27 protein-coding genes and 1 tRNA gene are annotated in these 26,471 nt (G+C 71.1%); 15 read left to right on the top strand and 13 right to left on the bottom strand.

From position 1 onward, the window contains the following. Positions 1-12: 12 nt before the first annotated feature. The gene (locus ACFY0F_RS34125) at positions 13-387 is read left to right on the top strand and encodes a hypothetical protein (RefSeq protein WP_388803213.1); all 375 of its coding nucleotides are present in this window, start codon (positions 13-15) and stop codon (positions 385-387) included. Between the two features lie 7 nt (positions 388-394). On the opposite strand, the gene ACFY0F_RS34120 is transcribed toward ACFY0F_RS34125, so the two are convergent. The 3 genes from ACFY0F_RS34120 to ACFY0F_RS34110 form a co-directional block, all read right to left on the bottom strand. Next, positions 395-979: a hypothetical protein gene (locus ACFY0F_RS34120; RefSeq protein ID WP_388803210.1), complete on the bottom strand. Its 585-nt coding sequence runs from the start codon at positions 977-979 to the stop codon at positions 395-397. 100 nt (positions 980-1,079) lie between these two features. Beyond that, positions 1,080-1,922, bottom strand: a complete 843-nt coding sequence (locus ACFY0F_RS34115; RefSeq protein ID WP_388803207.1) for a MurR/RpiR family transcriptional regulator — start codon at positions 1,920-1,922, stop codon at positions 1,080-1,082. After that, positions 1,919-3,463, bottom strand: coding sequence for an aromatic amino acid ammonia-lyase (locus ACFY0F_RS34110; protein WP_388803204.1), 1,545 nt, complete (start codon positions 3,461-3,463; stop codon positions 1,919-1,921). Before ACFY0F_RS34110 ends, ACFY0F_RS34115 begins: the two co-directional genes overlap by 4 nt. A gap of 139 nt (positions 3,464-3,602) precedes the next feature. On the opposite strand from ACFY0F_RS34110, the gene ACFY0F_RS34105 reads away from it, so the two are divergent. The 5 genes from ACFY0F_RS34105 (at position 3,603) to ACFY0F_RS34085 (ending at position 7,387) form a co-directional block, all read left to right on the top strand. Continuing rightward, positions 3,603-4,640 carry an ABC transporter ATP-binding protein gene (locus ACFY0F_RS34105; protein WP_388803201.1) on the top strand — a complete coding sequence of 346 codons (1,038 nt, stop codon included), beginning with the start codon at positions 3,603-3,605 and terminating at the stop codon, positions 4,638-4,640. After that, complete coding sequence (locus ACFY0F_RS34100) at positions 4,637-5,278, top strand: ABC transporter permease (RefSeq protein ID WP_388803198.1); 642 nt, start codon at positions 4,637-4,639, stop codon at positions 5,276-5,278. Before ACFY0F_RS34105 ends, ACFY0F_RS34100 begins: the two co-directional genes overlap by 4 nt. Position 5,279: 1 nt before the next feature. Beyond that, positions 5,280-5,942: an ABC transporter permease gene (locus ACFY0F_RS34095; protein WP_388803195.1), complete on the top strand. Its 663-nt coding sequence runs from the start codon at positions 5,280-5,282 to the stop codon at positions 5,940-5,942. Between the two features lie 11 nt (positions 5,943-5,953). After that, the gene (locus ACFY0F_RS34090) at positions 5,954-6,886 is read left to right on the top strand and encodes an ABC transporter substrate-binding protein (RefSeq protein ID WP_388803192.1); all 933 of its coding nucleotides are present in this window, start codon (positions 5,954-5,956) and stop codon (positions 6,884-6,886) included. Positions 6,887-6,958: 72 nt separating this feature from the next. After that, a complete protein-coding gene (locus ACFY0F_RS34085; RefSeq protein WP_388803408.1) occupies positions 6,959-7,387 on the top strand; it encodes a hypothetical protein in 429 nt (142 codons plus the stop codon). Positions 7,388-7,397: 10 nt separating this feature from the next. On the opposite strand, the gene ACFY0F_RS34080 is transcribed toward ACFY0F_RS34085, so the two are convergent. Continuing rightward, complete coding sequence (locus ACFY0F_RS34080) at positions 7,398-8,159, bottom strand: SDR family oxidoreductase (protein WP_388803189.1); 762 nt, start codon at positions 8,157-8,159, stop codon at positions 7,398-7,400. A 146-nt stretch (positions 8,160-8,305) separates the two neighbouring features. Between ACFY0F_RS34080 and ACFY0F_RS34075 the strand changes: the two genes are divergently transcribed. Then, positions 8,306-9,166: a helix-turn-helix transcriptional regulator gene (locus tag ACFY0F_RS34075; protein ID WP_388803186.1), complete on the top strand. Its 861-nt coding sequence runs from the start codon at positions 8,306-8,308 to the stop codon at positions 9,164-9,166. A 329-nt stretch (positions 9,167-9,495) separates the two neighbouring features. Here the strand turns inward: ACFY0F_RS34075 and ACFY0F_RS34070 are convergent, their stop codons facing one another. Then, positions 9,496-10,887: a cystathionine beta-synthase gene (locus ACFY0F_RS34070; protein ID WP_388803183.1), complete on the bottom strand. Its 1,392-nt coding sequence runs from the start codon at positions 10,885-10,887 to the stop codon at positions 9,496-9,498. Positions 10,888-11,048: 161 nt separating this feature from the next. Here ACFY0F_RS34070 and ACFY0F_RS34065 point away from each other — a divergent pair, with 161 nt between their 5' ends. From ACFY0F_RS34065 to ACFY0F_RS34055, 3 genes are all read left to right on the top strand, one after another. Continuing rightward, complete coding sequence (locus tag ACFY0F_RS34065; protein ID WP_388803180.1) at positions 11,049-12,086, top strand: SGNH/GDSL hydrolase family protein; 1,038 nt, start codon at positions 11,049-11,051, stop codon at positions 12,084-12,086. A gap of 142 nt (positions 12,087-12,228) precedes the next feature. Then, positions 12,229-13,449 carry an acetyl-CoA C-acetyltransferase gene (locus tag ACFY0F_RS34060; protein ID WP_388803177.1) on the top strand — a complete coding sequence of 407 codons (1,221 nt, stop codon included), beginning with the start codon at positions 12,229-12,231 and terminating at the stop codon, positions 13,447-13,449. A gap of 281 nt (positions 13,450-13,730) precedes the next feature. Continuing rightward, positions 13,731-14,513 (top strand): hypothetical protein, encoded by a 783-nt coding sequence (locus ACFY0F_RS34055; protein ID WP_388803174.1) that lies wholly within the window; start codon positions 13,731-13,733, stop codon positions 14,511-14,513. Positions 14,514-14,570: 57 nt separating this feature from the next. On the opposite strand, the gene ACFY0F_RS34050 is transcribed toward ACFY0F_RS34055, so the two are convergent. After that, positions 14,571-14,882 (bottom strand): hypothetical protein, encoded by a 312-nt coding sequence (locus ACFY0F_RS34050; RefSeq protein WP_388803171.1) that lies wholly within the window; start codon positions 14,880-14,882, stop codon positions 14,571-14,573. A 105-nt stretch (positions 14,883-14,987) separates the two neighbouring features. On the opposite strand from ACFY0F_RS34050, the gene ACFY0F_RS34045 reads away from it, so the two are divergent. Further along, positions 14,988-15,218, top strand: a complete 231-nt coding sequence (locus tag ACFY0F_RS34045) for a DUF4287 domain-containing protein (RefSeq protein WP_388803168.1) — start codon at positions 14,988-14,990, stop codon at positions 15,216-15,218. Between the two features lie 98 nt (positions 15,219-15,316). Here ACFY0F_RS34045 and ACFY0F_RS34040 read toward each other — a convergent pair whose 3' ends face one another. The 6 genes from ACFY0F_RS34040 to ACFY0F_RS34015 form a co-directional block, all read right to left on the bottom strand. Then, entirely contained in the window at positions 15,317-16,177 is an 861-nt protein-coding gene (locus tag ACFY0F_RS34040) for a Bax inhibitor-1/YccA family protein (protein ID WP_388803165.1), read from the bottom strand. Positions 16,178-16,412: 235 nt separating this feature from the next. Then, entirely contained in the window at positions 16,413-17,588 is a 1,176-nt protein-coding gene (locus ACFY0F_RS34035; RefSeq protein WP_388803162.1) for a 4-hydroxybenzoate 3-monooxygenase, read from the bottom strand. A gap of 188 nt (positions 17,589-17,776) precedes the next feature. After that, entirely contained in the window at positions 17,777-18,457 is a 681-nt protein-coding gene (locus tag ACFY0F_RS34030) for a hypothetical protein (protein ID WP_388803159.1), read from the bottom strand. 422 nt (positions 18,458-18,879) lie between these two features. Then, the gene (locus ACFY0F_RS34025; protein ID WP_388803156.1) at positions 18,880-20,796 is read right to left on the bottom strand and encodes a hypothetical protein; all 1,917 of its coding nucleotides are present in this window, start codon (positions 20,794-20,796) and stop codon (positions 18,880-18,882) included. Between the two features lie 109 nt (positions 20,797-20,905). Further along, positions 20,906-21,124, bottom strand: a complete 219-nt coding sequence (locus ACFY0F_RS34020) for a hypothetical protein (RefSeq protein WP_388803153.1) — start codon at positions 21,122-21,124, stop codon at positions 20,906-20,908. Positions 21,125-21,222: 98 nt separating this feature from the next. Beyond that, positions 21,223-21,438, bottom strand: coding sequence for a hypothetical protein (locus tag ACFY0F_RS34015; RefSeq protein ID WP_388803150.1), 216 nt, complete (start codon positions 21,436-21,438; stop codon positions 21,223-21,225). 238 nt (positions 21,439-21,676) lie between these two features. Here ACFY0F_RS34015 and ACFY0F_RS34010 point away from each other — a divergent pair, with 238 nt between their 5' ends. Together ACFY0F_RS34010 and ACFY0F_RS34005 are read left to right on the top strand one after the other, a co-directional pair. Further along, complete coding sequence (locus tag ACFY0F_RS34010; RefSeq protein WP_388803147.1) at positions 21,677-22,075, top strand: helix-turn-helix domain-containing protein; 399 nt, start codon at positions 21,677-21,679, stop codon at positions 22,073-22,075. Between the two features lie 194 nt (positions 22,076-22,269). Then, complete coding sequence (locus tag ACFY0F_RS34005) at positions 22,270-22,521, top strand: hypothetical protein (protein WP_388803144.1); 252 nt, start codon at positions 22,270-22,272, stop codon at positions 22,519-22,521. 157 nt (positions 22,522-22,678) lie between these two features. Here ACFY0F_RS34005 and ACFY0F_RS34000 read toward each other — a convergent pair. After that, a tRNA-Leu gene (locus tag ACFY0F_RS34000) sits at positions 22,679-22,761 on the bottom strand. A gap of 409 nt (positions 22,762-23,170) precedes the next feature. Here ACFY0F_RS34000 and ACFY0F_RS33995 point away from each other — a divergent pair. Together ACFY0F_RS33995 and ACFY0F_RS33990 are read left to right on the top strand one after the other, a co-directional pair. Continuing rightward, a complete protein-coding gene (locus ACFY0F_RS33995) occupies positions 23,171-23,941 on the top strand; it encodes an ABC transporter ATP-binding protein (RefSeq protein ID WP_388803141.1) in 771 nt (256 codons plus the stop codon). Beyond that, the gene (locus ACFY0F_RS33990; protein WP_388803138.1) at positions 23,941-26,469 is read left to right on the top strand and encodes an ABC transporter permease; all 2,529 of its coding nucleotides are present in this window, start codon (positions 23,941-23,943) and stop codon (positions 26,467-26,469) included. Before ACFY0F_RS33995 ends, ACFY0F_RS33990 begins: the two co-directional genes overlap by 1 nt. Positions 26,470-26,471: the final 2 nt, after the last annotated feature.

Here is a 26,471-nt window from a genome sequence, read left to right as displayed (position 1 = left end):
ACAACAGGAACCATGGCGAACACCGAGACCGCACTGAAGGAATGCCTCGCCTCCATCGAGGGAGCCACCGGCGTCGCACTCGTCGACTACACCAGCGGGATGGCGCTGGGCACGTTGGGCGGCAGCAAGAGCTTCGACCTGAACGTGGCCGCCGCCGGCAACACCGACGTCATCCGGGCCAAGATGCGCACCATGGAGCACCTCGGCCTGAAGGGTGAGATCGAGGACATCCTGATCACCCTGTCGAACGCGTACCACCTGATCCGGCTGCTCAAGGGCCGCGGCGGCAACGGTCTGTTCCTCTACCTGGTCCTCGACTCCAGCCGGGCCAACCTGGCGATGGCCCGGCACCAGCTGAAGAAGATCGAGGAGGACCTGGAGGTCTGAGCCCGGCTCAGACGAGGGCCGCGTCGCGGCGGCGGGCCCCGCCCGGGGCCGCGTCGCCCGCGGCGATGCCCGTGCCGCGGTAGGCCTTGACGGCCTTGCCGGCGGGGCTTCCGCCACGCCCCCCGAGCCAGTCGACGCGTACCCACAGCAGCGTGTCCAGGGACCGCTCCCGCCGGCCCAGCCAGGCCGCCTTCAGCCGCAGCCCGGTGCCGGCCCCGGCCAGCAGCATGCCGCCGGCCGCGGGCACCGCGAAGGAGCTGCCCAGCGCGGCGGCGAAGGCCAGCAGCAGCCACCAGCGGTGACCACGGCGCCAGTTGCGCACGGTCACCGCGCGGTCCTGCAGCACGTCGTGCTTGCCCGCGCGGGCCACCCCGCGGGCGAGGTCCGCGTACCGCCGACGGCGTGCGAGGGCCACCACGACGGCGGTGACGAGGAAGAGCGCGGCCCCGGCCAGGACGCCGATCCGGCGCCCGGTCACCCCGGGCGGCAGCACCCCGATGCCCGCCCCGAACACCCCGACCCACCACAGCGGGGCCGCCCCCGCCCGTACGACGACGGCGACCCGTGCCAGCCCCTGTCCTCCGCGCGCCACCTCAGCCTCCCGTCCCATGGTCCGTAGCGCCTGTGCGCAGGCACGTTAACGGGACAAGGTGAGACGAGTCTTAAGAGCACGCCGGAGGAGCCGGGCCGGTTCACTCGACGAAGAGGCCCCGCGACGCCGCCTTCGCGTCGAACTCCTCCAGCCGTGCCTGCGCGTCCGGCAGGTCGTCGCACATGGCCTCCAGCAGCACCCGCCCCAGCAGCATGGGCGCGCACGCGGTGTCGAAGGCGAGCCCGGTGCCGACGGCGGCCGGCAGCAGCAGGTCGGAGGCCTTGGCGACCGGCGCGAACGCCGAGTCCGCGACGGCGACCACGGTCAGGCCCGCCTCCTGGGCGTAGGCGAGGGTGTCGACGACCTCGCGCGGATGCCGGGGCAGCGCGAAGCACAGCAGGGCGGTGGCGCCGGCCCGGACGGCCGCGTCGATGCGGTCGTGGAGCATCGTGCCGCCCTCGTTGAGCAGCCGGACGTCCGGGTGGACCTTGGCGGCGAAGTAGGCGAAGCCGTACGCCTGGGATGCGGCGGCCCGCAGCCCGAGGACCGGCAGCGGGCGGGAGGCGGCGAGGATCCGCCCGGCGTTGCGCACCGGCCGCGGGTCGGCCAGCAGCTCCGCGAGGTGCCTGAGGTTCTCGATCTCGGCTTCCACGGCCTGCTGGTACTCGTTGTACGACGCCGTGCCCGCCGCGGGTTCGGCGGGCACGACCTCGCGCAGGTGCTTGCGCAGGGCCGGGTAGCCGTCGAAGCCGAGGGCCACCGCGAACCGGGTCACGGAGGGCTGGCTGACGCCGGCCAGCTCGGCCAGCTCCACGCTGGACAGGAACGGCACGTCGGCGGCGCGCCGCACCATGCTGTGCGCGATGCGCCGCTGGGTCGGTGTCAGCCGGTGCCCCTCGAAGAGTGCCTGCAGGCGGGCGGCAGGACTGTCGGTCACGTTCATGACGTGCTCCCCCTCCAGATGTCCGTGAACCGGTCGAGCAGTGCGGCCGCGGCCGTCACGTCGTCCGTGAGCGGCCGGTCGGCCTGGTCGTCGTCGAGTACCGGCTCCGCCAGCTCCAGCGCGTGTCCGGCCGGGAGGTCCGGGTCCGGCCTGATACCGCGCTGGCGCAGCGCGCGGACGGCGGCGACGAGTTCGCAGCCGACCACCAGACGGTACGCACCGCAGGCGCGCAGCGTCTGCCGGGCGGCGAGCGAGGCGAAGCTGGCCTGTTCCTCGACGCCCCGGGAGAGTACAGCGTGCCCGAGCGACGCGGGAGCCGAGAACGCCCGCAGGTCACCGAGGGCGGCCGCGGCGGAGTACTCCAGGATCATCACTCCGGAGGAGGCGGCCTCCTGGTCGGCGAGGAAGGGGCGCAGCCGGGTGTAGGCGGGCTCGTTGAGGGTGGACAGCCGGGACGTGGACAGCCGGGCCACCTGGGTGACCGCCAGTCTGAAGTGGTCCAGCGCGAGCGCGAGTTGGGCCTGGTAGAAGCCGCCGTGATGGTAGGCGGCCATGTCCTCGGGGCAGATGAGGGGGTTCTCGGCGGCCGCGTTGATCTCCGTCGTGAGCACCTCCTCCAGCAGGTCCGCCGCGTCGTGCGCGGGGCCGTGGATCTGGGGCAGGCAGCGGAAGCCGTAGGGGTCCTGGATACGGCCGAGCGGCGGCGTGGGCCGGTCGGCGGCGCCGATCAGCTCCCGCATCCGGCGGGCCACTTCCGCGCTGCCCCGGTGCGGGCGGGCCGCGTGCACGGGAGCGGCGTAGGCCTCGTGCGAGCCGTCCACGGCCAGCAGGGAGAGGGCCGCGACGACCTGGGTGGCGGCGATGAGGCCGCGCAGCTCGTGCAGGGCGAGGGCGGACTGACCGAGGGTGAGGGCGTTGCTGCTGATCAGGGCGAGGGCGTCGTTGTTGTCGAGGGGCTGCGGCTCGGGCGCGCGGACGGCGGGCGGTGCGTCCGGCCCGTCCGGCCCCCGCCAGGGATGCTCGCCCGCCAGCGCCAGCCCGACCTGTGCCAGGGCCGCGATGTCCCCGGTACCGACGGAGCCGAACTCGTTGACGACCGGGTACGCGCCCGCCTCCAAAGCCTCGCACAGGGCGGTGACGACGCTGGGGCGCAGGCCGGCACCCCCGGCCAGGAGCTGGTTGGCGCGGACGGCGAGCATCGCCCGTACCTGACGGGCCGGCAGTTCCGCGCCGACGGCGCCGGCGTGGCTGCGCAGCAGGCGCAGGCCGTGTCCGGCGGCGGCCTCGGTGGGCACGTCCTCGTTCCGGTTGGCGCCCACGCCGGTGGAGCGGCCGTAGACCCGTCCGGTCGCGGCGATCCGCCGGGCCGCGTCCCAGGACTGCGCCGCCCGCTTCATCGCGTCGGTGCCGGGCACCGGCCGCGCCGCGCCGTCGGCGAGCCGCACGACGTCCATCACACCGAGGCCGACCCCGTCGAGGACGACGAGTCCGCGATGCCCGGAGGTCTCGACTCCCGGCATGTCCACGATTCGAGACGACATAAAGCCCAAATCCCCTCCAGCCGGATATTTCATCTCGCCTGTCGGTCATCGTTACGCCGGATTAACGCCGGAGCATTGACAACCTATTCAGACACCAAGAACTCTGCATGACGTTATACAGCCGGGCAAGGGACATCTCATGATCCAGTTCGATGCGGTCCACAAGCGCTTCCCCAACGGCACGACAGCGGTCCACGACCTCACCCTGGAGATGCCGGAGGGCGGAGTGACCGTCCTGGTCGGATCTTCCGGTTGCGGCAAGACGACCACCCTGCGGATGATCAACCGAATGGTGGAGCCGACCTCCGGCACCATCCGGGTCGGCGGCCGGGACGTCACCGAACAGGACGCCGCCGAGCTGCGCCGCTCCATCGGCTACGTCATCCAGCAGGCGGGCCTCTTCCCGCACCGCACGGTGCTCGACAACGTCGCCACCGTCCCGCTCCTGCTCGGCTGGAACCGCAGGAAGGCCCGCGCCCGGGCGGCCGAACTCCTGGAAACCGTCGGTCTCGCCGCCGACGCCGGGAAGCGCTACCCGCACCAGCTCTCGGGTGGCCAGCAGCAGCGCGTCGGCGTCGCCCGCGCCCTGGCCGCCGACCCGCCCGTACTGCTCATGGACGAGCCCTTCGGCGCAGTCGACCCGGTGGTGCGCACCCAGCTCCAGGACGAGCTCCTGCGTCTGCAGACGGAGTTGAGCAAGACCATCGTCTTCGTCACCCACGACATCGACGAGGCCGTCCGGCTGGGCGACCGCATCGCGATCTTCCGCACCGGCGGCCACCTGGTCCAGTGCGCCCCGCCCGCCGAACTGCTCGCCCGCCCCGCCGACGACTTCGTGGCCGACTTCCTCGGCGCCGAACGCGGTCTGAAGCTGCTGTCCCTCAAGACCCTCGCCGACGTCCCGCAGGGCCCGGCGCCCGAGGGCGGCACCTGGTCGCTCGTCCTGGACGAGACGCGCAAGCCGACGCACTGGCGTTCGGCGCAAGGGGCCGAGCTTCCCGTACGGCCGCTGCGGGACACCGACTCCCTGCTCTCCGCGCTCAACGAGTCGGTCTCCTCCCCCACCGGCCTGATCGCCCGCGTCGACGCGACCGGCACCCTCACCGGCGTCTCGTCCCGCGACGACATCCACGAGCACGCGGGCCGGGCCCACACCGAAGTGGGCGTGGCCGCGTGACCATCGACTGGTCGTGGATAGGCGACCACGCCGACGACCTCACCAGTCTCACCCTCTCCCACCTCCAGGCCGCCCTGACCGCCGTGTTCTTCGGCCTGCTGATCTCCCTGCCCCTCGCGGTGATCGCCCACCGGGTCCGCCCCCTGCGCGGCTTCCTGCTCGGCGTCTCGAACATCCTGTTCACGATCCCCTCGATCGCGATCTTCGTGCTCCTGCTGCCCATCAGCGGTCTGACCCGCACCACGACCGTGATCGGCCTGACCGTCTACACCCTGGTCGTCCTGCTCAGGAACACGGTCGAGGGCCTGGATTCGGTCCCCGCGAAGACGAAGGAGGCCGCGAAGGCGATGGGCACGCGCCCGCTGCGCACCCTCCTCACCGTGGAGCTCCCCCTCGCGCTCCCCGTGATCATGGCGGGCGTCCGCATCGCCACCGTCATGTCGATCTCCCTGGTGTCCGTCGCGACCTACATCGGCGACGGCGGCCTCGGCCAACTGTTCACCGACGGCTTCCAGCGCGACTTCCCGACCCCGGTGATCGTGGGCGTGGTCCTCACGATCCTGCTCGCGGTGGTGGCGGACGCGCTGCTGGTGGCCCTCCAGTACGTGCTGACCCCGTGGCGCAGGAGGCGGGCCTGAGATGTACGAGCTGTTCAAGAACCTCGCCAAGTGGCTGACCAGCGGCTCCCAGTGGGCGGGCCCGGACGGCATCGCCCACCGCCTCGCCGAGCACCTCCAGTACTCGCTCCTCGCCACCCTCATCGCCGCCGCGATCGGCCTTCCCCTCGGCCTGCTGATCGGCCACACCGGCAAGGGCGCCTTCATCGCCATCAACCTGGCGTCCTTCGGCCGCGCCCTGCCGACCGTCGGCCTGGTGGTGCTGGTCTTCCTGGCCGGCGGGCTGTCGATGCTGCCGGTGTACGTCGCGCTGGTCGCCCTGGCCGTCCCCGCGATCGTCACCAACACCTACGCCGGGATGACGGCCGTGGACCCGGACGTCCGCGACGCCGCACGCGGCCAGGGCATGCGCGGGCACCAGGTGCTGTTCCAGGTGGAGCTGCCGCTGGCCCTCCCCCTGGTCATGACCGGCCTGCGGCTCGCGCTCATCCAGGTCGTCGCGACGGCCACCATCGCCGCGTACGTCTCCTTCGGCGGCCTCGGCCGCTACGTCTTCGACGGACTCGCCCAGCGCGACCTCGTCCAGGTGCTGGGCGGCGCGGTGCTGGTCGCTGTCGTCGCCGTCGTACTCGACCTGCTGCTGAGCACCCTCCAGCGTTTCCTCTTCCGCCACCGCACCGCTTAGGGACCCCCTCGATGAACCGACGTACTCTCCTCGGCGGCCTCTTCGCAGCGGCCTCCGTCCCCGCCCTCTCCTCCTGCGCCGGCGGCATCACCTCCCTGAACCAGGGGAGCGGTTCGACCGCCGGCGGCGGCTCCAGCAAGGGCGGGATCACCATCGGCACCGCCAACTTCACCGAGAACCAGGTGCTCGGCTACCTCTACGCGGCCGTCCTGTCCGCGGCCGGCGTGAAGGTGAAGGTCCGCCCCAACCTCGGCACCCGGGAGATCGTGATCCCCGCGCTCAAGGCCGGTGACATCGACCTGCTCCCCGAGTACCAGGGCGCCCTGCTCAACTACCTTGCCCCGAAGGACGATTCGGCGGATCCCGGCACCATGCAGAACGCGCTCGCCCTGGCGCTGCCCGCCGGCCTCCAGGTGCTGCCGTACGGGGAGGCGGCCGACTCCGACTGCTTCGTCGTCACCCGGGCGACCGCCCGGAAGTACGGCCTGGCCTCACTCGCCGACCTGGCGAAGCAGAACGGCAAGCTGGTCATCGGCGCCGCGCCCGAGGTGAAGAAGCGCCGGGTGGGCGCGGTCGGGCTGAAGGACGTGTACGGCGTGGAGTTCAAGGAGTTCAAGTCCCTCGACTCCGACGGCCCGCTGGTCAAGGGCGCCCTGAAGAAGGGCGACGTCGACGTGGCCAACCTCTTCACCACCGACACCGACATCGCCGCCAACGGCTGGGTGGTGCTGGCCGACCCCAAGAACCTGATCCCGAGCCAGCACATCGTCCCGCTCATCGCCGACCGCAAGGCCGACTCCCCCGTCCGCAAGGCCCTCGCCCGCCTCGGCAACACCCTCACCACCGCACAGCTCACCCAGCTCAACAGCCAGGTCGACAACGACAAGAAGGACCCGGAGGACGTGGCGAACGACTACGCGAAGCAGCACGGGCTCACGAAGTAGCCGCCCGGCAACGGGGGGCTATCCCCAGTGCGGACGGCGCCCCCGGGCCCCTACCTTGTCCTCATGACCGGGATGGAGGCGCTGGACGCCGATCTGAAGAAGGAACTCAACGCCACCCTGCAGGCGCGCAGGGAGCTGGGTGAGGAGTACGAGTCCGCGCTGGTGGAGTCGTTCCTGGAGAAGGTCGACCAGCGCATCGACGGCGCGGTGGAGCGCCGCGTGCGCCGACAGCTGGCCGAGCAGCAGTTGCAGGTCGCCCGGGGCAGCCGGGAGCCGAGGAACGGCGACTCCTGGGGCGAGCGCTTCGGCTTCGCGATCGTCTCGCTGGTGCTGGCGGTCCCGCTGTCCGCGATCGGCGGCGCCCTCGGGCACACGACCGGTCTGTTCGCCGCCTGGGTGGGCATCGTGGGCGTCAACGTCGCCCAGGCGGCCCGTGCCAACCCCGGGCTCTTCGGCGGGCGGCGCCGCACGTCCCCCCAGGGCGGTGACTGGAAGGAGTGACTGCCGCCGGTCACGCCTGCCGGGTCGGCAGCACCATGATCTGGCGCAGGTTCACGTGCCGGGGGCGGCTGGTCGCGTAGGCGATGACGTCCGCGATCTCCTCGGACGTCAGTGCGCCCATGGCCTCCAGCATGCCGTCCAGCTGTCCGGACAGCTCCGCGTTGTCCACGTGCGTCGCGAGCTCGGTCTGCGTCAGGCCCGGCTCGATGTTGGTGACGCGCACGTCACGCGGCCCGAACTCGGTGCGCAGCGACTGGGAGAGATAGGTGACGGCCGCCTTGGTCGCCCCGTACACCGCGTAGGTGGGGAAGAAGACGTGGGCGCCGATGGAGGAGATGTTCACCAGGTCCGCGGTACGGCCCTCGGCGGCGGCCCCCACCAGGTCGGCGGTGAACGCGCGGATCATCCGCAGCACGCCGGTCACGTTGGTGTCGAGCATCCGCTGCCACTCGTCGACACGGCCGTCGTCGACCGGGTTCGGCAGCATGACGCCCGCGTTGTTGACGACCAGGTCGACACGCCCGTAGGTCTCCTGGATCCGCTCCTTGGCGGCCTGCACGGACGCGTCGTCGGTGACGTCGGCGACGACCGCGAGCGCCTGCCCGCCGTCGGCCCGGATCTTCGCGGCGATCTCCTCCAGCCGCTCCCCGCGCCGGGCGAGCAGCGCCACCCGCGCGCCCCGCGCCGCGAGCAGCACGGCGACGGCCTCACCGATTCCGCTGGCGGCTCCGGTGACGACGGCGGTGCGGCCGGAGAGGTTCTCGTACGACATGGGTGACTCCCTGGGTTCGCGGCCGGGGCATCTCCCCGGCGGCACTCACCACCCTGCGCCGTCTTCGCAGCCGTACCCAGGGATGCGCTTTTCCTGGGTCTGCCAGTACCAGGTTCGGGGCCGGCCGTTCCCCTACGATCGAACCCATGGACGGGGACCTCGGAGATTTCCTGCGCTCACGCCGCGCTCGCATCCAGCCCGAGGAGGTGGGGCTGGCCTCGCACGGCAGGCGCCGGGTCCCGGGACTGCGCCGCGAGGAGGTGGCGCAGCTCGCGGGGGTGAGCGTCGACTACTACATCCGGCTGGAGCAGGGGCGGGGGCCTGGGGGCCCCTCCCGGACGAAGTCCGGGGGAGTTTCCGACGCGGTGCTCGACGCGGTCGCGCGTGTGCTCCGGCTGGACGAGACGGAGCACGAGTACCTGCGGACGGTGGCGCGGCCCGCGCGGCAGAAGCAGAGCAAGCGGCCGCCCGCGCCCCGCGTGCGCCCGGGCGTGCAACTGCTGCTGGACGGCATGGAGCGCAGCCCGGCCTTCGTCCTCGGCCGCCGTATGGACGTACTGGCCTGGAACACCCTCGGGGACGCGGTGAACGGCTTCAGCCGTATGGCCCCGGGCGACCGGAACATGCCCCGGCAGGTCTTCCTCGACCCCGCGGCCCGGGACCTCTACCCGGAGTGGTCCGCGGTGGCCGCCCAGACGGTGGCCTATCTGCGGCTGGCCGCCGGGACGTACGCCGACGATCCCGCGCTGTGCGCGCTGGTCGGCGAACTGTCCCTGAAGAGCGAGGACTTCCGTCGGCTGTGGGCCGACCACCAGGTCGCGGAGTGCGCGTACGGCGTGAAGAAGATCCGGCATCCGGTGGCGGGCGTGCTCACCCTCCCGTACGAGACCCTGGCCGTCCCGTCGGAGCCGGAGCAGACGATCGTGGTGTACACACCGGAGCCGGGTGCGGAGACGGCCGAACGTCTCGCGCTGCTGGGCAGTTGGGAATCCGCGCCCGCCCGCTGAGAAGAACATGCGCGGGGACCGCCGCACCCCCGTTACCGGGGGGCGGGACGACGGCGGTCCCCGCGAGGGACGCGGGCCGGGTCAGGGCCGGGCTTGCGCGTCCGTGGCGTCCATGGAGGTCCGGGAGCCGCTCCGGTAGTCCTTGGCGCCGCTGGGCGCCGGCCTGGGCGGGGAGCCGCTCCCGCCCTGCCGACACCCACCAATGTGCCGTACATGTGTTAAGCGGGTGCTGCGCGCACGTGACGCGCTCGTACCACTTCCGCGAAGTCCACCGCCGCGGCAGGACACCGCAACTACCGCACGGACACCGGCCGTTCACCGGCCGTTCGCTACTGCTTCCCGCCCTTGGCGAGGAAGGACAGCAGGTCCTGCCGGCTGACCACACCGGTCGGCTTGCCCTCGACGAGGACGATCGCCGCGTCCGCCGAACCGAGCACGGACATCAGGTCCGCGACCGGCTCGCCGGAGCCGACCTGGGGCAGCGGGGCCGACATGTGCTTCTCCAGCGGGTCCTCCAGCGAGGCCCGCTTGCTGAACAGCGCGTCGAGCAGCTCCCGTTCGACGACCGAGCCGACGACCTCGGCGGCCATCACGTCCGGGTGACCGGCGCCCGGCTTGACCACCGGCATCTGCGAGACGCCGTACTCGCGCAGCACCTCGATGGCCTGGCCGACGGTCTCGTCCGGGTGCATGTGGACCAGGGACGGGATGACGCCGCCCGCCTTGTCCTGCAGGACGTCGGCGACCCGGGCGCTGGGGCCCTCGTCCTCCAGGAAGCCGTAGTCGGCCATCCACTCGTCGTTGAAGATCTTGCTGAGGTAGCCGCGTCCGCTGTCGGGGAGGAGGACCACGACGACGTCGTCCGGGCCGAGCCGCTCGGCGACCTTCAGCGCCGCGACCACCGCCATGCCGCAGGAGCCGCCGACCAGCAGTCCCTCCTCCTTGGCCAGCCGCCGGGTCATCTGGAAGGAGTCCTTGTCGGACACGGCGACGATCTCGTCCGCGACCGTCCGGTCGTAGGCGGTCGGCCAGAAGTCCTCACCGACGCCCTCGACCAGGTAGGGCCGACCGGAGCCGCCGGAGTAGACCGAGCCCTCGGGGTCGGCGCCGATCACCTGGACCTTGCCGTCGCTGGCGTCCTTCAGGTAGCGGCCGGTGCCGGAGATGGTGCCGCCGGTGCCGACACCGGCGACGAAGTGGGTGATCTTCCCCTCCGTCTGCTCCCACAGCTCGGGGCCGGTCGAGTGATAGTGCGACAGCGGGTTGTTGGGGTTGGAGTACTGGTCGGGCTTCCAGGCGCCGGGCGTCTCACGCACCAGCCGGTCGGACACGTTGTAGTACGAGTCCGGGTGCTCGGGGGCCACGGCGGTCGGGCACACGACCACCTCGGCGCCGTACGCCCGCAGTACGTTGATCTTGTCGGTGCTCACCTTGTCGGGGCACACGAAGATGCACTTGTAACCCTTCTGCTGGGCCACGATCGCCAGGCCCACGCCGGTGTTGCCGCTGGTCGGCTCGACGATGGTGCCGCCCGGCTTGAGCTCCCCGCTCTGCTCGGCGGCCTCGATCATGCGCAGGGCGATGCGGTCCTTCACGGAACCACCCGGGTTGAAGTACTCAACCTTGGCCAGGACGGTCGCCTGGATCCCCTTGGTCACACTGTTGAGCCTCAGCAGCGGGGTGTTGCCGACGAGGCTGATCATCGAGTCGTGGAATCGCACCGTTGTCTCCGGTTGCTTGCAAAAAAGGTGGTCGTGATTGGTGCGGCCAGCCTACGGCCCCCGTCGGCACCGCGGCGTGCGTTCACTGACCGTTGAGATTGGAGTACGGGCCGTACGGGGCAAGGAGTGGGTGAACGGGTAAGAGGAGGTGGCGGCGAGGCATGACGAGCATGTCGAGGGCGAGAGTTGCCCGGCGGATCGCGGCCGGCGCGGCATACGGGGGCGGCGGGGTCGGGCTGGTCGGCGCGGCCACCGTGGGGGTGATCCTGGCCGAGGTCCGGCTGGCCAGGCGGCATGTGGGCAACGGCGCGCGCGGGCGGGTGCCCGTCGCCGACGGTGTGTACGGCGGCTCCTACCGGACCCCCGGCGAACCGCCCCTCCGGCTGGCCATGCTGGGCGACTCCACGGCCGCGGGCCAGGGTGTGCACCGGTCGGGCCAGACACCGGGCGCGCTGCTGGCGTCGGGGCTGTCGGCGGTGGCGGAACGCCCGGTGGAGCTGCGCAACGTCGCCCAGACCGGCGCCCGGTCGGACGACCTGGACCGGCAGGTGGGCCTGGTCCTCGCCGATCCCTCCGCCGTGCCCGACATCTGCGTGATCATGGTCGGGGCGAACGACGTGACGAACCGGATGCCCCCGACCCGCTCGGTCCGTCATCTGTCGGCCGCGGTACGGCGGCTGCGCACGGCCGGTGCCGAGGTGGTGGTCGGCACCTGCCCGGATCTGGGCACCATCGAGCCGGTGCAGCAGCCGCTGCGCTGGCTGGCCCGCCGCGCCTCCCGGCAGCTGGCGGCGGCCCAGACGATCGGGGTGGTGGAGCAGGGCGGGCGCACGGTGTCGCTGGGCGACCTGCTGGGCCCCGAGTTCGCCGCGAACCCGCGTGAGCTGTTCGGCCCCGACAACTACCACCCCTCCGCCGAGGGCTACGCCACGGCGGCGATGGCGGTCCTGCCGACCGTCTGTGCCGCCCTGGGGCTGTGGCCGGCGGAGGAGGAGCGCCCGGACGTCTCGCGACGCGAGGGCTTCCTGCCGGTGGCCCGCGCGGCGGCGGAGGCGGCGGAAGAGGCCGGTACGGAGGTCACCGCGGCGATGCCGACCGGGCCCCGGGGGCCGTGGGCCCTGCTCAAGCGCCGCAGGAGGCGGCGGGTGGCCGAGCCCGAGCCGAGCTCCGAACGGGCCCCGACGACCCGTCCGACATGACAAAGCAAGCGCTTAGAAAGTGCGGTCAGGGTCACATCCGGTTACCCGTGACCTGAGCCATACGGACAGGTAACTTCCGAGGGAGCCACGAGATCCCCGTAGCCCGCGAGCGCTACGCGCTGCCTTTCGAACTGGAGCCGTGATGCCCGAAGCAGTCATCGTCTCGACCGCCCGCTCCCCCATCGGCCGCGCCTTCAAGGGTTCCCTCAAGGACCTGCGCCCGGACGACCTGACCGCCACGATCATCCAGGCCGCCCTGGCCAAGGTCCCCGAGCTCGACCCCCGGGACATCGACGACCTGATGCTCGGCTGCGGTCTGCCAGGCGGCGAGCAGGGCAACAACCTCGGCCGGATCGTCGCCGTGCAGATGGGCATGGACCATCTGCCGGGCTGCACGGTCACCCGTTACTGTTCCTCGTCGCTGCAGACCAGCCGCATGGCCCTGCACGCCATCAAGGCCGGCGAGGGCGACGTCTTCATCTCGGCCGGCGTCGAGACGGTCTCGCGGTTCACCAAGGGCAACTCCGACAGCCTCCCGGACACGCACAACCCGTTCTTCGCCGAGGCCGAGGCCCGCACCGCCGCCGTCGCGGAGCAGGAGGGGACCACCTGGCACGACCCGCGCGAGGACGGCCTGGTCCCCGACGCCTACATCGCCATGGGTCAGACCGCCGAGAACCTCGCCCGCTGGAAGGGCGTGACCCGCCAGGACATGGACGAGTTCGGCGTGCGCTCGCAGAACCTCGCCGAGGAGGCCATCAAGAACGGCTTCTGGGAGCGGGAGATCACCCCGGTGACCCTGCCGGACGGCACCGTGGTCAGCAAGGACGACGGCCCGCGCGCCGGCGTCACCCTGGAGGGCGTGCAGGGCCTCAAGCCGGTCTTCCGTCCGGACGGCCTGGTCACCGCCGGCAACTGCTGCCCGCTCAACGACGGCGCCGCCGCGCTCGTCATCATGTCGGACACCAAGGCCCGCGAGCTGGGCCTGACTCCGCTCGCCCGCATCGTGTCGACCGGTGTCTCGGGCCTCTCCCCCGAGATCATGGGCCTCGGCCCGGTCGAGGCCAGCAAGCAGGCCCTCCAGCGGGCCGGCCTGACCATCGACGACATCGACCTGGTCGAGATCAACGAGGCCTTCGCCGCCCAGGTGATCCCCTCGTACCGCGAGCTCGGCATCGACCTCGACAAGCTGAACGTCAACGGCGGCGCCATCGCCGTCGGCCACCCCTTCGGCATGACCGGCGCCCGGATCACCGGCACGCTCATCAACTCGCTGCAGTGGCACGACAAGCAGTTCGGCCTCGAGACGATGTGCGTCGGCGGCGGCCAGGGCATGGCGATGGTCATCGAGCGCCTGAGCTGAGCACCCGCTGGGCGCCGTGCGGTGACCGCCGCGGGACCCACCGTGACCCAATGGCCCGACGTTCGAGAAAACCTCGAACGTCGGGCCGGTTTGTGATCCAATCTCCCCCAGGATGTGACCTATCTCCTGCAGGAGGTATCCAGGCAGGTCAGAGCGGTGAACGCGGGAACATCGAGGCAGAGAACTGTCCGTTTCGTGACGTTACGCACTGACAGCTGGTTAGTCCGCCCTTCAAGCTGATGTAGGACATCGGGGGTCGTCTTTTAACCGGGAGTACGTCAGTGAGCGCCATGCCGATCGCCCTGCTGGTCACCACGGCCGCCACCGGCGCCGTGGGCGTCGCCGTCCTGCGCGCACTGCTGGGCTTGCGTCGGCAGCTCGCGGCCCTGGACCAGCAGCTCGCCGAGAACCGGTCCGCCGCGACACGCGCCCTGCTGCCCGCCGCCCGCACCGCGGCCGACACCGACGACATACGCGCCGCCGTGGCCGCGGCGCTCGCCGAGGAGCGGGAGCGCGAGCTGGCCGAGGCGCGGGCGTTCTGGGCCGCACAGGAGGCCCGCGAGATGCCGGACGCGCCCACCCTGCTCGGCCTTCCCGACAGCGAGCTGTTCCTGTCCCGCCCGTCCGACTTCGCGGGCCTGGAGCCGGTGGCGGAGCCCGGCGTGGACACCGACGAGTTCGCCGGGGAGTCCCCGGAGCTGGCTGCGGCCCGCCGCCGCCATCCCTCTCACCCCGACTTCGTCCCCGTGCAGTCGCCCGTCGTGAACGACCACGAGCGCACGGTCACCATCCTCGAACAGCTCACCGATTCCCGCATCGAACTCACCGACGTGCGCCCCGGGCCCCTCGGCACCCTCGACGTCTACGTCTTCGCGGACGGTACGACCCTGTGCATGACCCCCGGCCACCGGGAAACGGCGGAACGCCTGGCGGCGGGCGTGCGGGCGGGTGAGAAGCCGTATCTGATGGGCGGCTCGGGCATCTCGGGCGCGTACACGCTGACGTTCGCGTGCGGCGAGGAGAGCGTCTACATCCTGGCGGACCGCGTCATCGCGTCCCAGTAGGGCAACGCCCGGCGCAAGGCACGGACCTCGCGGCGGTCGCGGCAAGAGGGGCGGAGTTCAGACCCCCGCCCGCTTCTGCGCCTCGGCGACCAGCCGCACCGCTTCCTCGACCTCGCCGTCACTGGCCAGCACCAGCGCCAAGTCGTGCGCGGCGACGGTGATTTGGTCGGCGGCCGCGAACATCCCCGCGTCCGGCATCCGCCTCGGTTCGAGGTCGGGGCACTCGATCCGCTGGGCCCACACCGCCAGGTCCCTGGCCAACTGCAGCGCCTCGGCGGCAGCGCTTCGTTGCAGTCGGGACTGCGGCGCCGCCCGCAACCGGTCGGCGAAATGATCCACGGCACGGGTCAGGGGCGTCGTATCAACCACGCGGTGAGCGTAACGCGTCCCAGCGGGACTGTTGCCAATACGCCAACGCTAGGGCACGGTGACCTGAAGGACCGGCTTACATCCCCTTTGCGTTCGGAGGCGCCGATGTCCCAACTGTTCTCCGAGGAGACCCACCGCAACCTGCTCGCCCGCATCCCCCACTGCACCGGTCGTGAAGTATCCGACTGGCTTCGCGCCGTAGAAGAAGGTCCCGCTCTCTTCCGTTTCGAGGAAAAGGTCAGCTGGCTCCGGCACGAGCACAACCTCGCGTACGGCCACGCCAAGGCGATCGTCCATGAGTACGACCTGAGGAGGGCCGCGCGCAAACTCCTCTAGTCGCGCACCGCGCCGTACCCGGACGGCGAGACGGCGAAGGGCCCCGGGGAAACCCGGGGCCCTTCTCCCAACCGTTGTCGGCTACCGCCGGGCGGCGGCTAGTCGTTGCTGCTGAAGATCGCCGCGAGCCGCAGCATCTCCACGTAGATCCACACCAGGGTCATGGTGAGGCCGAACGCGGCCAGCCAGGCCTCCTGGCGCGGGGCGCCGTAGGCGATGCCGTCCTCGATCTGCTTGAAGTCGAGGGTCAGGAAGAACGCGCCGATGATCACCGCGATGATGCCCACGGCCGCGCCCAGCGGACCGAAGCTGCGCAGACCGCCGTCGCCGGCGACGCCGAACGCGACCAGCAACAGGTTGACCGCCATGACCAGCACGAACGCCATGGCGATGGCCAGGCCGATGCGGGCGTACCGGGCGGTGACGCGGATCCAGCCGGCCTTGTAGACCAGCAGGGTGGCGGCCGAGACCGCCATGGTGCCGAGGACCGCCTGGAACGGGGCGCCGCTCCACTGGCTGTTGTACATCTCGCTGATCACACCGAGGAACACGCCCTCGAAGGCGGCGTATCCGAGGATCAGCGCGGGCACCGGGGTGCGCTTGAAGCTCTGGACGAGGGCCAGGACCATCGCGACCAGCGCGGACCCGATCGCCAGGCCGTAGCTGCCGGCCGAGACGGGAAGCAGGGCCCAGGCGAGGACCGCGCCGACGGCGACGGTGCCGAGCGTCATGGCCGAGCGCATGACGACGTCGTCCATCGTCATCCGGCCGGTGGCGACCGGTGCCTGCGGCGGAGCGCCGAACTGCTCGTCCTGCTGGGCGTACGGGTTGGTCGCGTAGGGGTTCTGCGCGTACGGGTTGCCCTGTGCGTACCCGGCCTGCGGCGCGGTGTTGAAGCCCGCGTAGCCGTTGTCGCGGCTGAACCCCCGTCGCGAGAAGACCGGGTTACTGCTCCTCATTTCACTCCTCCATGGCCACCCTTCGTGGCCTTGGCTCAAGAGTAATGGATTGGCAAAGGAATGCCCCTCGTACTTGAGGAGGATCTTTCCCTGCCCGTGCTGGCCAACACGCTACGCGGATGCGTGATTCCCGGCCACGGAGGGATCCATTCCTCACCGAACCGGTACACAGCCGGAACCGGACAGGGACGACGGCGTCCGTCATCGGCCGTCGAGCGCCGGTCGTCGGCCTCCGTCAGTCGAACGCGAACCCCGTGTACGCCTCGGCCAGGTCGGTCTCCGCGGCCCGGGAGGAGGCGATCCGCTCCAGGCGGGCCAGCTGGAGGCGGTCCTCGAACACGGTGGCGTCGGGGGCCCGGTGCAGCAGGGTCGTCATGTCGTAGGAGAACCGCTCGGCCTGCCACACCCGGCGCAGACAGGTCTCGGAGTACGCGTCGAGCAGCTCGGCCGAACCGGTCTCCCGCCGGTGGGTCAGCGCCCGTGCGAAGGTGACGACGTCACCGACGGCCAGATTCAGTCCCTTCGCACCGGTCGGCGGCACGATGTGGGCCGCGTCCCCGGCGAGGAAGAGACGGCCGTGCCGCATGGGTTCGTGGACGAAGGAACGCATCGGGGTCACCGACTTGTGGGTGATGGGCCCGCGCTCCAGCCGCCAGTCGTCGGCGGTCTCGAAGCGGCGCTCCAGCTCGTCCCAGATCTCGCCGTCGGCCCAGGACTCCGCCTCGGTTCCGGTGGGCACCTGGATATAGAGGCGGGAGACGGACGGGGAGCGCATGGACAGCAGGGCGAAGCCGCGGTCGTGGCGGGCGTAGACCAGCTCGTCGTGCGAGGGGGCGACATCGGCGAGGATGCCGAGCCACCCGAAGGGGTACGCGCGTTCGAAGACTTGGGAGAGTGCGACGGGAACGGCCTTCCTGGACACCCCCCAGAAGCCGTCGCAGCCGACGACGTACTCGCACTCCAGCACGTCCTCGCGCCCCGCGTGCCGGAAGGGGACGCGGGGCCGGTCGGTGTCCACGTCCTCGACGGCCAGGGCCTCCGCCTCGAACAGCAGCGGGCCGCCCTCCTTCGACTGGAGGGCGATGAGGTCCTTGCAGACCTCGGTCTGGGCGTAGACCATCACGGACCGGCCGCCGGTGAGTGCCGGGAAGTCCACGCGGTGGCGCCGCTTGGCGAACCGCAGCTCGATCCCGTCGTGGCGCAGCCCCTCGCGGTCCATGCGCTCCCCGGCACCGGCCGACCGCAGCACGTCCACCGTGCCCTGCTCCAGGATCCCGGCGCGCTGCCGGTGCTCGACGTACGAACGGTCACGGCTCTCCAGGACGACCGAGTCGATGCCCGCGGTGTGCAGCAGCCGCGCGAGGAGAAGCCCGGCGGGGCCTGCTCCGATGATGCCGACGGTGGTGCGCATCGGACGTTCCCTTCGGTCGGTGCGCGCTCCCGCGCCGCTTGCGTTCGCCTGGTGAAACTTCCTTCACTGCTCGCTCGAGTCTCCGCCCGGCCTGCGGTGATGTCAATGGCCGTACGCGCACAGCCGTCCGCCGGGCCGGCGCACAACGCGCGGGCCCGGCGGAGGGTGGGGGGCGACGGCGGCTCGGGTCAGTGGCCGGGCCAGCCGTCGAGGTGGCGGTGCACGGTCACGTCGGGCTGCGTGTCACCCTTCGGTGCCTGTGCCACCGCGTCGTGGAGGACTCCGGTGACCTCCGCGGCGAGGCCGTCGACCTTCGACTTCAGCTCGGCGGCCGGGAGCGTGGACCGCGTCAGCTCGTCCAGCCGGCGGTGGATGTCGGCGAGCTGCCCGCGGGCGGTGTCGTCCAGGGCGAGCGGGGTCGGCGTGGAGACGACGAACTGGTAGGCCCCGGCCAGGGTCTGACAGCCCGTGCACTTCTTGTTCGCCGCGTCGCTGAGGTTCAGGGCGTTCAGCCTGGTGTGCTCCCCGGCGACCGTGACGATCTGGAAGGACAGCGCCACCGAACGGCAGTGGGCGTCGGCCGAGCAGCCCGCCGAGACCGCGTTCGCCTGGTTGCGCACGGCGGTGGCGTCCACCGTGCCGAACTGGCGGATGGTGAAGGAGTCCTTCGCCTGCGTGTGGTGCGCCCGGTCGGCGTGGCTGAACACGTGGTCCGAGGCGATGGCCATGTGCGTCTGCGGCGCGGCCGTCGCGGCCTGGGCCGGCACGGCGGTCGCCACACCGGCGATGCCGGCGGCGAAGAGCCCTATGCGGACGGCCCGCTGGGTGAGGTGGCTGGTGGTGGAGCGTGGCTTTCGATGGCTGTTCATGGGATCTCCAGCGATGGATCGGACACGTACGGGTTGGCTGCCGCCGCAGGTGGGCGGTCGGCTGCCGGGGCCGGGGCGTGGTGGGTGGCTGCCGCCGCAGGTGGACGGCGGCCTGCCGGCACCGGCCCCGGCCCGGCCGCCGCAGGTGCCGGCGGCGACTGCCGCGAACACGCGCTTCGCGGCTGCCATGAGCCCGCGGCTCGCGGCTGACGCGGCCGGGACGCCGAGGTGGCCGCCCCCGCAGGTGGGCGGTGGCCTGCCGGCTCCGACGCCGCCCGGCTGCCGCGGGCGCTATCGGCGACTGCCCTCACGGGGGCATGGTTCGTGGCTGCCGCCGCAGGTGGACGGTCGGCTGCCGGGACCGGCCGGAGCGGAGGTGACTACCGCCGCCGGTCGGCCGCCACGGGGAGTTCAACGGGTCGTCAGGACGTCGCCGGCGCGGGCGAGTCGGTGACCGGTGGTGCGGAGGGGCTGTCCGTCGGGGTCGGCGGGATGCTCTCGGACGGGGTGGGCGTGGGATCGACCGCCGGCCCGCCGCCGGTCCCGCCGGGGGTGGTGGGCGGCACGGGCTCCCGGCTGTCCGGGGCGCTCTGCGCGGCCTTCGGCGAGGACGCCGTCCGGCTCGGCTTCGCCGACGCGGAGGCCGAAGCCGACGTGGACGCGCTTTTCGAGGCCGAGGCCGACGGACCCGCCCCCGGCCGCGCCGACCCGGTGCCGGCCACCCCCGACGGTGAGGCGGTACTCCCGCCCGACGGGTCGTACGAGGTGCCGTCGTCCGGCGTGGACGCCTCCCGCGGCTCCGGCTCCCGCGTGGAGACCCCCGGCTGCAGGATCGGCGCGATCGGCGGCTTCTTCGGCAGCGGCTGCGGCGTCAGCCCGGACACCCAGGCGTAGCTGAGCCCCGCCAGCCCGGCCAGGGCCAGCGCGCACAGCGCCACCCGCAGCCGCGGCCGGCCGTCGGTGGAGCGTTTCGCGGCCCGCAGGATCCGGCCGCCCATCTTCACCGACAGGTAGACGACACCGGCCATGGGGCACAGCAGCATCACACAGCCGATGACCCCGACCAGGCCCTCGACGATCTGCCCGTGCACGAAGGCCGACCCGGTGCCGAGGAGCTGCTCGGTCAGCGACCGGATCATCGTGGCGACGATCCGGGGCAGGTTCCACAGGGCGTACCCGAGTTCGCCGACGATCAGCGGCACCATCGTCAGCACCCAGGTGGCCACGATGGTCCGGGCGGACTTCTTCAGCCCGGCGACCTCCTCGCGGGCCGCGCGTCCCTTCGCACCCGGCACCAGGCTCAGCAGGATCGGTTTGATCTTGCCGTACAGGTCCGGTACGCCGGCGAGGTCGCCCAGGATGTAGTAGCCGTCCAGCCGGACGGCCGGCATCAGCTGCTCCAGGATCTCGAAGTGCCCGAGATAGACCGTGGCCAGCAGGAACTGCGCTCCGGTGGCGAAGTACAGCCCCGCCATGGCCAGCATGAAGACGACGTTGAAGTACACCCCGCCCAGGTCGGTGCGCAGCCGGCCGCCGCGTCCGATCCGGTAGACGTCGGTGACGTCGGTGTACATCGACGGCCAGATGAGGAACAGCCCGCAGCCGATGCAGCCGGGTCTGGCACCGCCGTATCTGCAGGCGGAGGCGTGACCGAACTCGTGGAAGACGAGGGAGGCCACGGTGAGCACGAAGACGACGAGGATCAGCACCGGCTGGTCGAGAACCTCCAGGACCGGCTCGATCGCCCCGAAGTACCCGAACAGCCAGACGTCCATGGCCACGGCCGACAGCAGCACGAACGCGACCGCGGCCGGCCGGTGCAGCCAGGCCAGGGCCCGGGCGATCTTCGCGGTGCGCCGCTCGTTGAAGACGACCCGGTGTCCCTTGAGGGCGAGCAGCAGGTCGGAGCGCGGGGCCTCGACCTCGTCGTCCTCCTGGCCCTCGGGGACCGTCAGCCCGAGCGGCTCGAGCTTCTTCTCGACCAGGTAGCGGATGTTGTCACCGCTGACCTCCTTGCCGTACCGGGCGCTGACCCGGTGGGCGATGGCCTCGACGTCCCGCTCGCCGTCCACGGACGACGCGACGAGGTACAGCAGCCGCGACAACTGCACGACCTGCCCGTCCCCCCGACGGGCGATGTACTTGGGGTCGGTGAAGCCCGATCCCTGGTACTCACCGTGCAGTTGCAGCCCCGCGCTCAGTCTCGGCACCAGCGGTGGCGGCTCGACGACCGGCAGGCTGCCCGTCGCCACCTGCTCGTAGGTCACCGGCCAGCCGCCGGGGCCGGGGACCGGTCCTGTGTCGTGAAGCGCCGCGGTCCCGTCTCCGAGCACCGTCATCCGTGATCTCCCCCCACGTGCTCACCGCTCCCCCCCCATCCGGCTGACGGGGGCGGGCCGCGCCACCTCGCGGTCCGCCCCCGTCAGGCCGTCGTCGCGGCGCCGCCGCTTACTGCGTGACGTTGATCGTCTGGGCGGCCGAGGACTCGGCGGCCGACCACGCCGAGTGGTCGTTGAGCGCGGCCGACTCGTTGTGCGCGTTGATGTTCGCCACGTGCTTGGTGACGTTCACGGTCTTGCCGAAGCTGAACTTCAGACGACCCAGGGCCTCACGGCCCGGCAGCAGCTCCGCGGACTCGGTGTCGAGCTCGTGCATGTCCATGCTCATGATGGATGTCCTTTCGGGTGTTTCCGGCGTTTCAGGTGTTTCGGTGTTTCAGATGCTCAGCTGCTCAGTACGCCCAGCCGCCCGGCTGGGCGTACGCGTCACTGGGCGACATTGATGGCCTGCGCGGCACCGGAGTCGGCCGCGGACCACAGCGAGTGGTCGTTCACGGCGGCGGACTGGTTGGCGGCGTGGATGTTCGCGACGTGCTTGGTGACGTTCACGGTCTTGCCGAAGCTGAACTTCAGGCGACCGAGGGCCTCGCGACCCGGCAGCAGCTCCGCGGACTCGGCCTCGAGCTCGTGGGCGTCCATCATGATCGATTCCCCCTCAGGGATAGACATTTCCGGTCGGACGGAGTCAGGTTCCCCCCGGACTCTGTCCAACGTGGTCGGACGTGCTGTCCAACGAGATTGGACACTACGGGGTCGAGGACCCTCCGCGCAACCCATTCGGGTAATCACCCTTTCGGCCGCACCCGCCCCCGACCGTAGAATCGGCCCCGACATGGACAGCCAGGCCCCAAGCCGAGCGGCGAGCAGGAAGTGACCGTCAGTGGCCAACGCACTGCAGCAGTTGATCCGGGAACGCCTCGACCGCAAGAGCTGGTCCTACGGAGACGTGGCGCGCCGCGGCGGCATCCCCCGCTCCACCGTCCACCACCTGGCCACCGCCGACCGCGTCGTGCGCATGCCCCAGGCGGCCACCCTGGAGGGCCTGTCCAAGGGGCTGGAACTCCCCTTGGACACCGTGCGGCGCGCCGCCGCCGAGGCCTGCGGCATCCACGTCTACGGCGCCCCGTCCGCCACGGCCGCCGACACCGGGGCCGCTCCCGCCACCGACCCCGAGGTGGATCTGCTCATCGCGAGCGTGCAGAAGCTGTCCTCGGACGACCGCCGCCACGTCGCCGCCCTGGTGGAGTCCCTGCTGGACCGCTCCGCGCGGGAGAACTGACCGCGGCCCCGGCCGGCCCGGCCGCGCCCCGAAACCCGAACGGTCGCTCTGTCACCAAGTCGGTTAAAGAATCCGACACCGCCCGAAACCGCCGAGATCCCCCGCTAGTCTCTCGTCCTGCCCGACAAGCCTCTCGTCCTGCCGACGCGCGAGAGCCGCACGACCACGGGCTCTCAGGGGGGAATGTGTTGTTCGTGCATGGCGGACCGACCACGGCAGTGGTCCGGGGACCCGCCGGTGAATCGGTCGTCCTGCTGTCCGGAGAGCTGCCCGAGGTACTCACCGTGGAGGCGGTCGACGGCCTGCTGGACCTGGCCGCCGCCATCCTGGACGCGGAGGAACTCGCCCTGTTCCGCACCTGCCTGGAAACCCTCCGCCGCAACGGCATGCGCGCGGGCCGGCGGATCGAGGTGGGGGGCGCGGTACTGACGGTCTACGAAGGCTGACCGCCGGCCCTCCTCCTGCGACGCCCTGGGAACGAACGAGGGAGCGCGCGTGCAGCCCTCCGGTGAGTGAACGACGGGCTCCTTGGAGGTCTTCACCGCCAGGGACCCTGCACCGAGATGCGCGTGTCGTGCGCATCCGACACGGTATGGCGGAAAGTGCCCGGAACCGGACTTGAACCGGTACGCCCGCGAGGGGCAGCGAGGTTTAAGCTCGCCGTGTCTGCATTCCACCATCCGGGCAGGCCATGGGCTCCGCTTCGAGGTTCGAGCCTATCGGGGGTGCACCCCCCGAACAGCGGGAGGTCGGACCGATGTTGTCTTATTTTATTGAGGTCTGAGGGTTCATCAGCCCACTGAACTCGCCATCAGCACTTGCCAATAGCGTTACGCGAGGTGGGTTCCCGCGTACGTGGAATGACGGAATTTCACCGTACGAACAAGGGGGCCCCACCCGTTCTCGACAGCTTGTCCACGCCCCTGAGGGCCTTTCAGGGTCCGGCCGTCATCCCCAGGTATGACATGGCGCCGCCCGGTCCGACCGCAGTCGGCCCCCGGAACCGGAACAGCGGCTGACTCCGGGGAGCGCAACGGCCGGGACGATGGTTCATGTCCCCGATGAACGCCGTCGTCCCGACAGGAGCACGTTTCCGTGACCACCACACCCACCGCCGACCGGACCACCGCCGTGGCCGCGCGCGCCTCGGAGCTGTCGAAGATCTACGGTCAGGGTGAGACCCGGGTGGTCGCCCTGGACCAGGTCTCGGTCGACTTCCGGCAGGCCGAGTTCACCGCGATCATGGGCCCGTCCGGGTCCGGCAAGTCCACCCTGATGCACTGTGTGGCCGGGCTGGACACGTTCTCCTCCGGGTCCGTGCGGATCGGCGACACCGAGCTGGGCTCCCTGAAGGACAAGCAGCTCACCAAGCTGCGCCGGGACAAGATCGGGTTCATCTTCCAGGCGTTCAACCTGCTGCCCACGCTGACGGCGCTGGAGAACATCACCCTCCCGATGGACATCGCGGGCCGTAAGCCGGACAAGCAGTGGCTGGACACCGTGATCGAGATGGTCGGCCTGTCCGGGCGGCTGAGCCACCGGCCGTCCCAGCTCTCCGGCGGCCAGCAGCAGCGCGTCGCCGTCGCCCGCGCCCTGGCCTCCAAGCCCGACATCATCTTCGGTGACGAGCCCACCGGAAACCTCGACTCCCGCTCGGGCGCCGAGGTGCTGGGCTTCCTGCGCAACTCCGTGCGGGAGCTGGGGCAGACCGTGGTGATGGTCACCCACGACCCGGTGGCCGCGGCGTACGCGGACCGGGTGGTGTTCCTGGCGGACGGCCGGATCGTCGACGAGGTGTACGGGCCCACGGCCGAGTCCGTCCTCGACACGATGAAGCAGTTCGACGCGAAGGGCCGTACCAGCTGATGTTCCGCACCGCCCTGCGCAACGTACTCGCGCACAAGGCCCGGCTCCTGATGACCGTGCTCGCCGTCATGCTCGGTGTGGCGTTCGTGTCCGGGACCCTGGTCTTCACCAGCACCATCTCCCAGGCCTACCAGAAGAGTTCCGCCAAGGGCTTCGACCGGGTCGACGTCGCCGTCACGGCCGAGTACCGGGAGGACAGGGGCAACACCGTCGGGAAGCCGGTGAGACTGACGCAGTCGATGCTCGACAAGAGCGCGAAGGTCCCGGGGGCCGCCTCCGCCACCGGCGTCCTCACCGGGTTCACCGCCATCGCCGACAAGGACGGCAAACTGGTCGGCAGCGGCTGGCAGTCCGAGGGCGGCAACTACTGGGGCACCGAGGACGCCCGGTATCCGCTCGTCCACGGCCACGCCCCGCGCGGCGAGGACGAGGTGCTGATCGACTCCAGGACCGCCGAGCGGGCCGGATACAAGGTCGGCGACAAGGTGCGCCTCTCGGTCGACGGCCCGGTGCTCGAACCGACCGTCAGCGGCATCTTCACCACCGACGACGGCAACGTCGCCGCCGGCGGCAGCCTCGCCCTGTTCGACACCGCCACCGCGCAGAAGCTGTTCGGCAAGCCGGGCACGTACGACGAGATCGACGTCAAGGCGAAGCCGGGCACCAGCCAGACCGCGCTGCGGCACGCCGTGGACCAGGCCCTGCCGAAGAACCTCGTGGAGACCACCACCGGGAAGAAACTCGCCGACGACCAGGCGAGGGAGATCTCCTCGCAGATGAGCGGGCTGAGGCAGAGCCTGCTCGTCTTCGCCTACATCGCGCTCTTCGTCGGCACGTTCATCATCGCCAACACCTTCACCATGCTGGTCGCCCAGCGCACCAAGGAACTGGCCCTGCTGCGCGCGGTCGGTGCCTCCCGCCGCCAGATCACCCGGTCGGTGCTGATCGAGGCGTTCGTGGTGGGCGCGGTCGCCGGTGTGACCGGTCTGGTCGCCGGCATCGGCATCGGCGCCGGGCTGCGGTCGCTGATGGGCACGCTCGGCGCCACCGTCCCGGACGGCCCGCTGGTCATCACACCCGGCACGGTCGCCACCGCCCTCGGAGTGGGCGTCGTCATCACCATGCTGGCCGCCTGGCTGCCCGGCCGCCGCGCCGCGAAGATCCCGCCGGTGGCCGCGATGAACGCGATCCACGCGAAGGCCACCACCAAGTCCCTGGTGCTGCGCAACACGATCGGCGCCCTGTTCTCGGCAGGCGGCATCGCGGTGGTCCTGGCGGCCACGACGATGGACGCCGACGCCGCCAAGGGCCCCATGGGCCTGGGTGCCGTCCTCCTGATCATCGGCGTGTTCGTGCTGACCCCGCTGCTGTCCCGTCCGCTGATCGCGGCCGCCGCGCCGGTGCTGCGTGTGTTCGGGGTCTCCGGGAAGCTGGCCCGGCAGAACTCGGTGCGCAACCCGCGCCGCACGGCCGCCACGGCCTCCGCGCTGATGATCGGCCTGACCCTGATCACCGGGATGACGGTGATGGCGGGCAGCCTGCAGAAGTCGATCGACAGGATGGCGAGCTCGGCGATCCGCGCGGACTACGTGGTGTCGATGGCCAACGGCAACGCGCTCTCCCCCGACGTGGCCAAGAACGTCGCCGCATCCGACGGCGTCACCGCCAGCAGCCCGATGCGCGACGGCTACTCCCGTATCGACGGCACGTCCGAGCTCCTGCGGGGTGTCAACGGCTCCGCCATCGCCGAGCTGACGGACCTGAAGGTCGACGACGGCTCCTTCAAGGTGGGCGGCTCGCAGGTCGTCGTCGACTCCGACACGGCCAAGGCCCACCACTGGAAGCCCGGTTCCGCTTTCACCGTGCACTACGAGGACGGCAAGCAGCAGAAGCTGACGGTCGCCGGGGTCTACGAGGGCAACGACCTGATCCAGGGCATCATGCTGGACAACACGGTCCTGACCCCGCACCTGACGGACCCGGCCGACATGCGGGTCATGGTGAAGACGGCGGGCGGCGCGTCCGACGCCACCAAGGACAAGCTGGAGAAGGCGCTGGGGAACAACCCGGCGATCCAGGTCCAGGACAAGCAGGACCTGTCCGACTCCGTCGCCAAGATGTTCACGCTGATGCTGAACATGGTCTACGGCCTGCTGGCGATGGCCGTGATCGTGGCGGTGCTCGGGGTCGTCAACACCCTGGCCATGTCGGTCTTCGAACGCTCCCAGGAGATCGGCATGCTCCGCGCGATCGGCCTGGACCGCAAGGCCGTCAAGCGGATGGTCCGCCTGGAGTCCCTGGTGATCTCCCTCTTCGGTGCGGTGCTCGGCATCGGCCTGGGCGTGTTCTTCGGCTGGGCGGCGGGTCAGCTGCTCGCCACGCGGATGGACACCTACGAACTGGTCGTGCCGTGGGCCCGGATCGCCCTCTTCCTGCTGCTGGCCGGCGCGGTCGGCGTCCTGGCGGCCCTGTGGCCGGCCCGCCGGGCGTCCCGGCTGAACATGCTGTCCGCCATCAAGGCGGAGTAGCC

Origin of the sequence: Streptomyces sp. NPDC001544 (assembly GCF_042894285.1) — a bacterium.
Taxonomy (GTDB): Bacteria; Actinomycetota; Actinomycetes; order Streptomycetales; family Streptomycetaceae; genus Streptomyces.
This window is presented reverse-complemented; position numbering and strand designations above follow the sequence as displayed.

Excerpts from the sequence above, each read along its gene's own strand:
- ACFY0F_RS34125 (WP_388803213.1), top strand. The coding sequence starts at position 13 with ATGGCGAACACCGAGACCGCACTGAAGGAATGCCTCGCCTCCATCGAG.
- ACFY0F_RS34115 (WP_388803207.1), bottom strand. The coding sequence starts at position 1,922 with ATGAACGTGACCGACAGTCCTGCCGCCCGCCTGCAGGCACTCTTCGAG.
- ACFY0F_RS34110 (WP_388803204.1), bottom strand. The coding sequence starts at position 3,463 with ATGTCGTCTCGAATCGTGGACATGCCGGGAGTCGAGACCTCCGGGCAT.
- ACFY0F_RS34105 (WP_388803201.1), top strand. The coding sequence starts at position 3,603 with ATGATCCAGTTCGATGCGGTCCACAAGCGCTTCCCCAACGGCACGACA.
- ACFY0F_RS34095 (WP_388803195.1), top strand. The coding sequence starts at position 5,280 with ATGTACGAGCTGTTCAAGAACCTCGCCAAGTGGCTGACCAGCGGCTCC.
- ACFY0F_RS34090 (WP_388803192.1), top strand. The coding sequence starts at position 5,954 with ATGAACCGACGTACTCTCCTCGGCGGCCTCTTCGCAGCGGCCTCCGTC.
- ACFY0F_RS34085 (WP_388803408.1), top strand. The coding sequence starts at position 6,959 with ATGGAGGCGCTGGACGCCGATCTGAAGAAGGAACTCAACGCCACCCTG.
- ACFY0F_RS34080 (WP_388803189.1), bottom strand. The coding sequence starts at position 8,159 with ATGTCGTACGAGAACCTCTCCGGCCGCACCGCCGTCGTCACCGGAGCC.
- ACFY0F_RS34075 (WP_388803186.1), top strand. The coding sequence starts at position 8,306 with ATGGACGGGGACCTCGGAGATTTCCTGCGCTCACGCCGCGCTCGCATC.
- ACFY0F_RS34065 (WP_388803180.1), top strand. The coding sequence starts at position 11,049 with ATGACGAGCATGTCGAGGGCGAGAGTTGCCCGGCGGATCGCGGCCGGC.
- ACFY0F_RS34060 (WP_388803177.1), top strand. The coding sequence starts at position 12,229 with ATGCCCGAAGCAGTCATCGTCTCGACCGCCCGCTCCCCCATCGGCCGC.
- ACFY0F_RS34045 (WP_388803168.1), top strand. The coding sequence starts at position 14,988 with ATGTCCCAACTGTTCTCCGAGGAGACCCACCGCAACCTGCTCGCCCGC.
- ACFY0F_RS34040 (WP_388803165.1), bottom strand. The coding sequence starts at position 16,177 with ATGAGGAGCAGTAACCCGGTCTTCTCGCGACGGGGGTTCAGCCGCGAC.
- ACFY0F_RS34035 (WP_388803162.1), bottom strand. The coding sequence starts at position 17,588 with ATGCGCACCACCGTCGGCATCATCGGAGCAGGCCCCGCCGGGCTTCTC.
- ACFY0F_RS34030 (WP_388803159.1), bottom strand. The coding sequence starts at position 18,457 with ATGAACAGCCATCGAAAGCCACGCTCCACCACCAGCCACCTCACCCAG.
- ACFY0F_RS34025 (WP_388803156.1), bottom strand. The coding sequence starts at position 20,796 with ATGACGGTGCTCGGAGACGGGACCGCGGCGCTTCACGACACAGGACCG.
- ACFY0F_RS34020 (WP_388803153.1), bottom strand. The coding sequence starts at position 21,124 with ATGAGCATGGACATGCACGAGCTCGACACCGAGTCCGCGGAGCTGCTG.
- ACFY0F_RS34015 (WP_388803150.1), bottom strand. The coding sequence starts at position 21,438 with ATGATGGACGCCCACGAGCTCGAGGCCGAGTCCGCGGAGCTGCTGCCG.
- ACFY0F_RS33990 (WP_388803138.1), top strand. The coding sequence starts at position 23,941 with ATGTTCCGCACCGCCCTGCGCAACGTACTCGCGCACAAGGCCCGGCTC.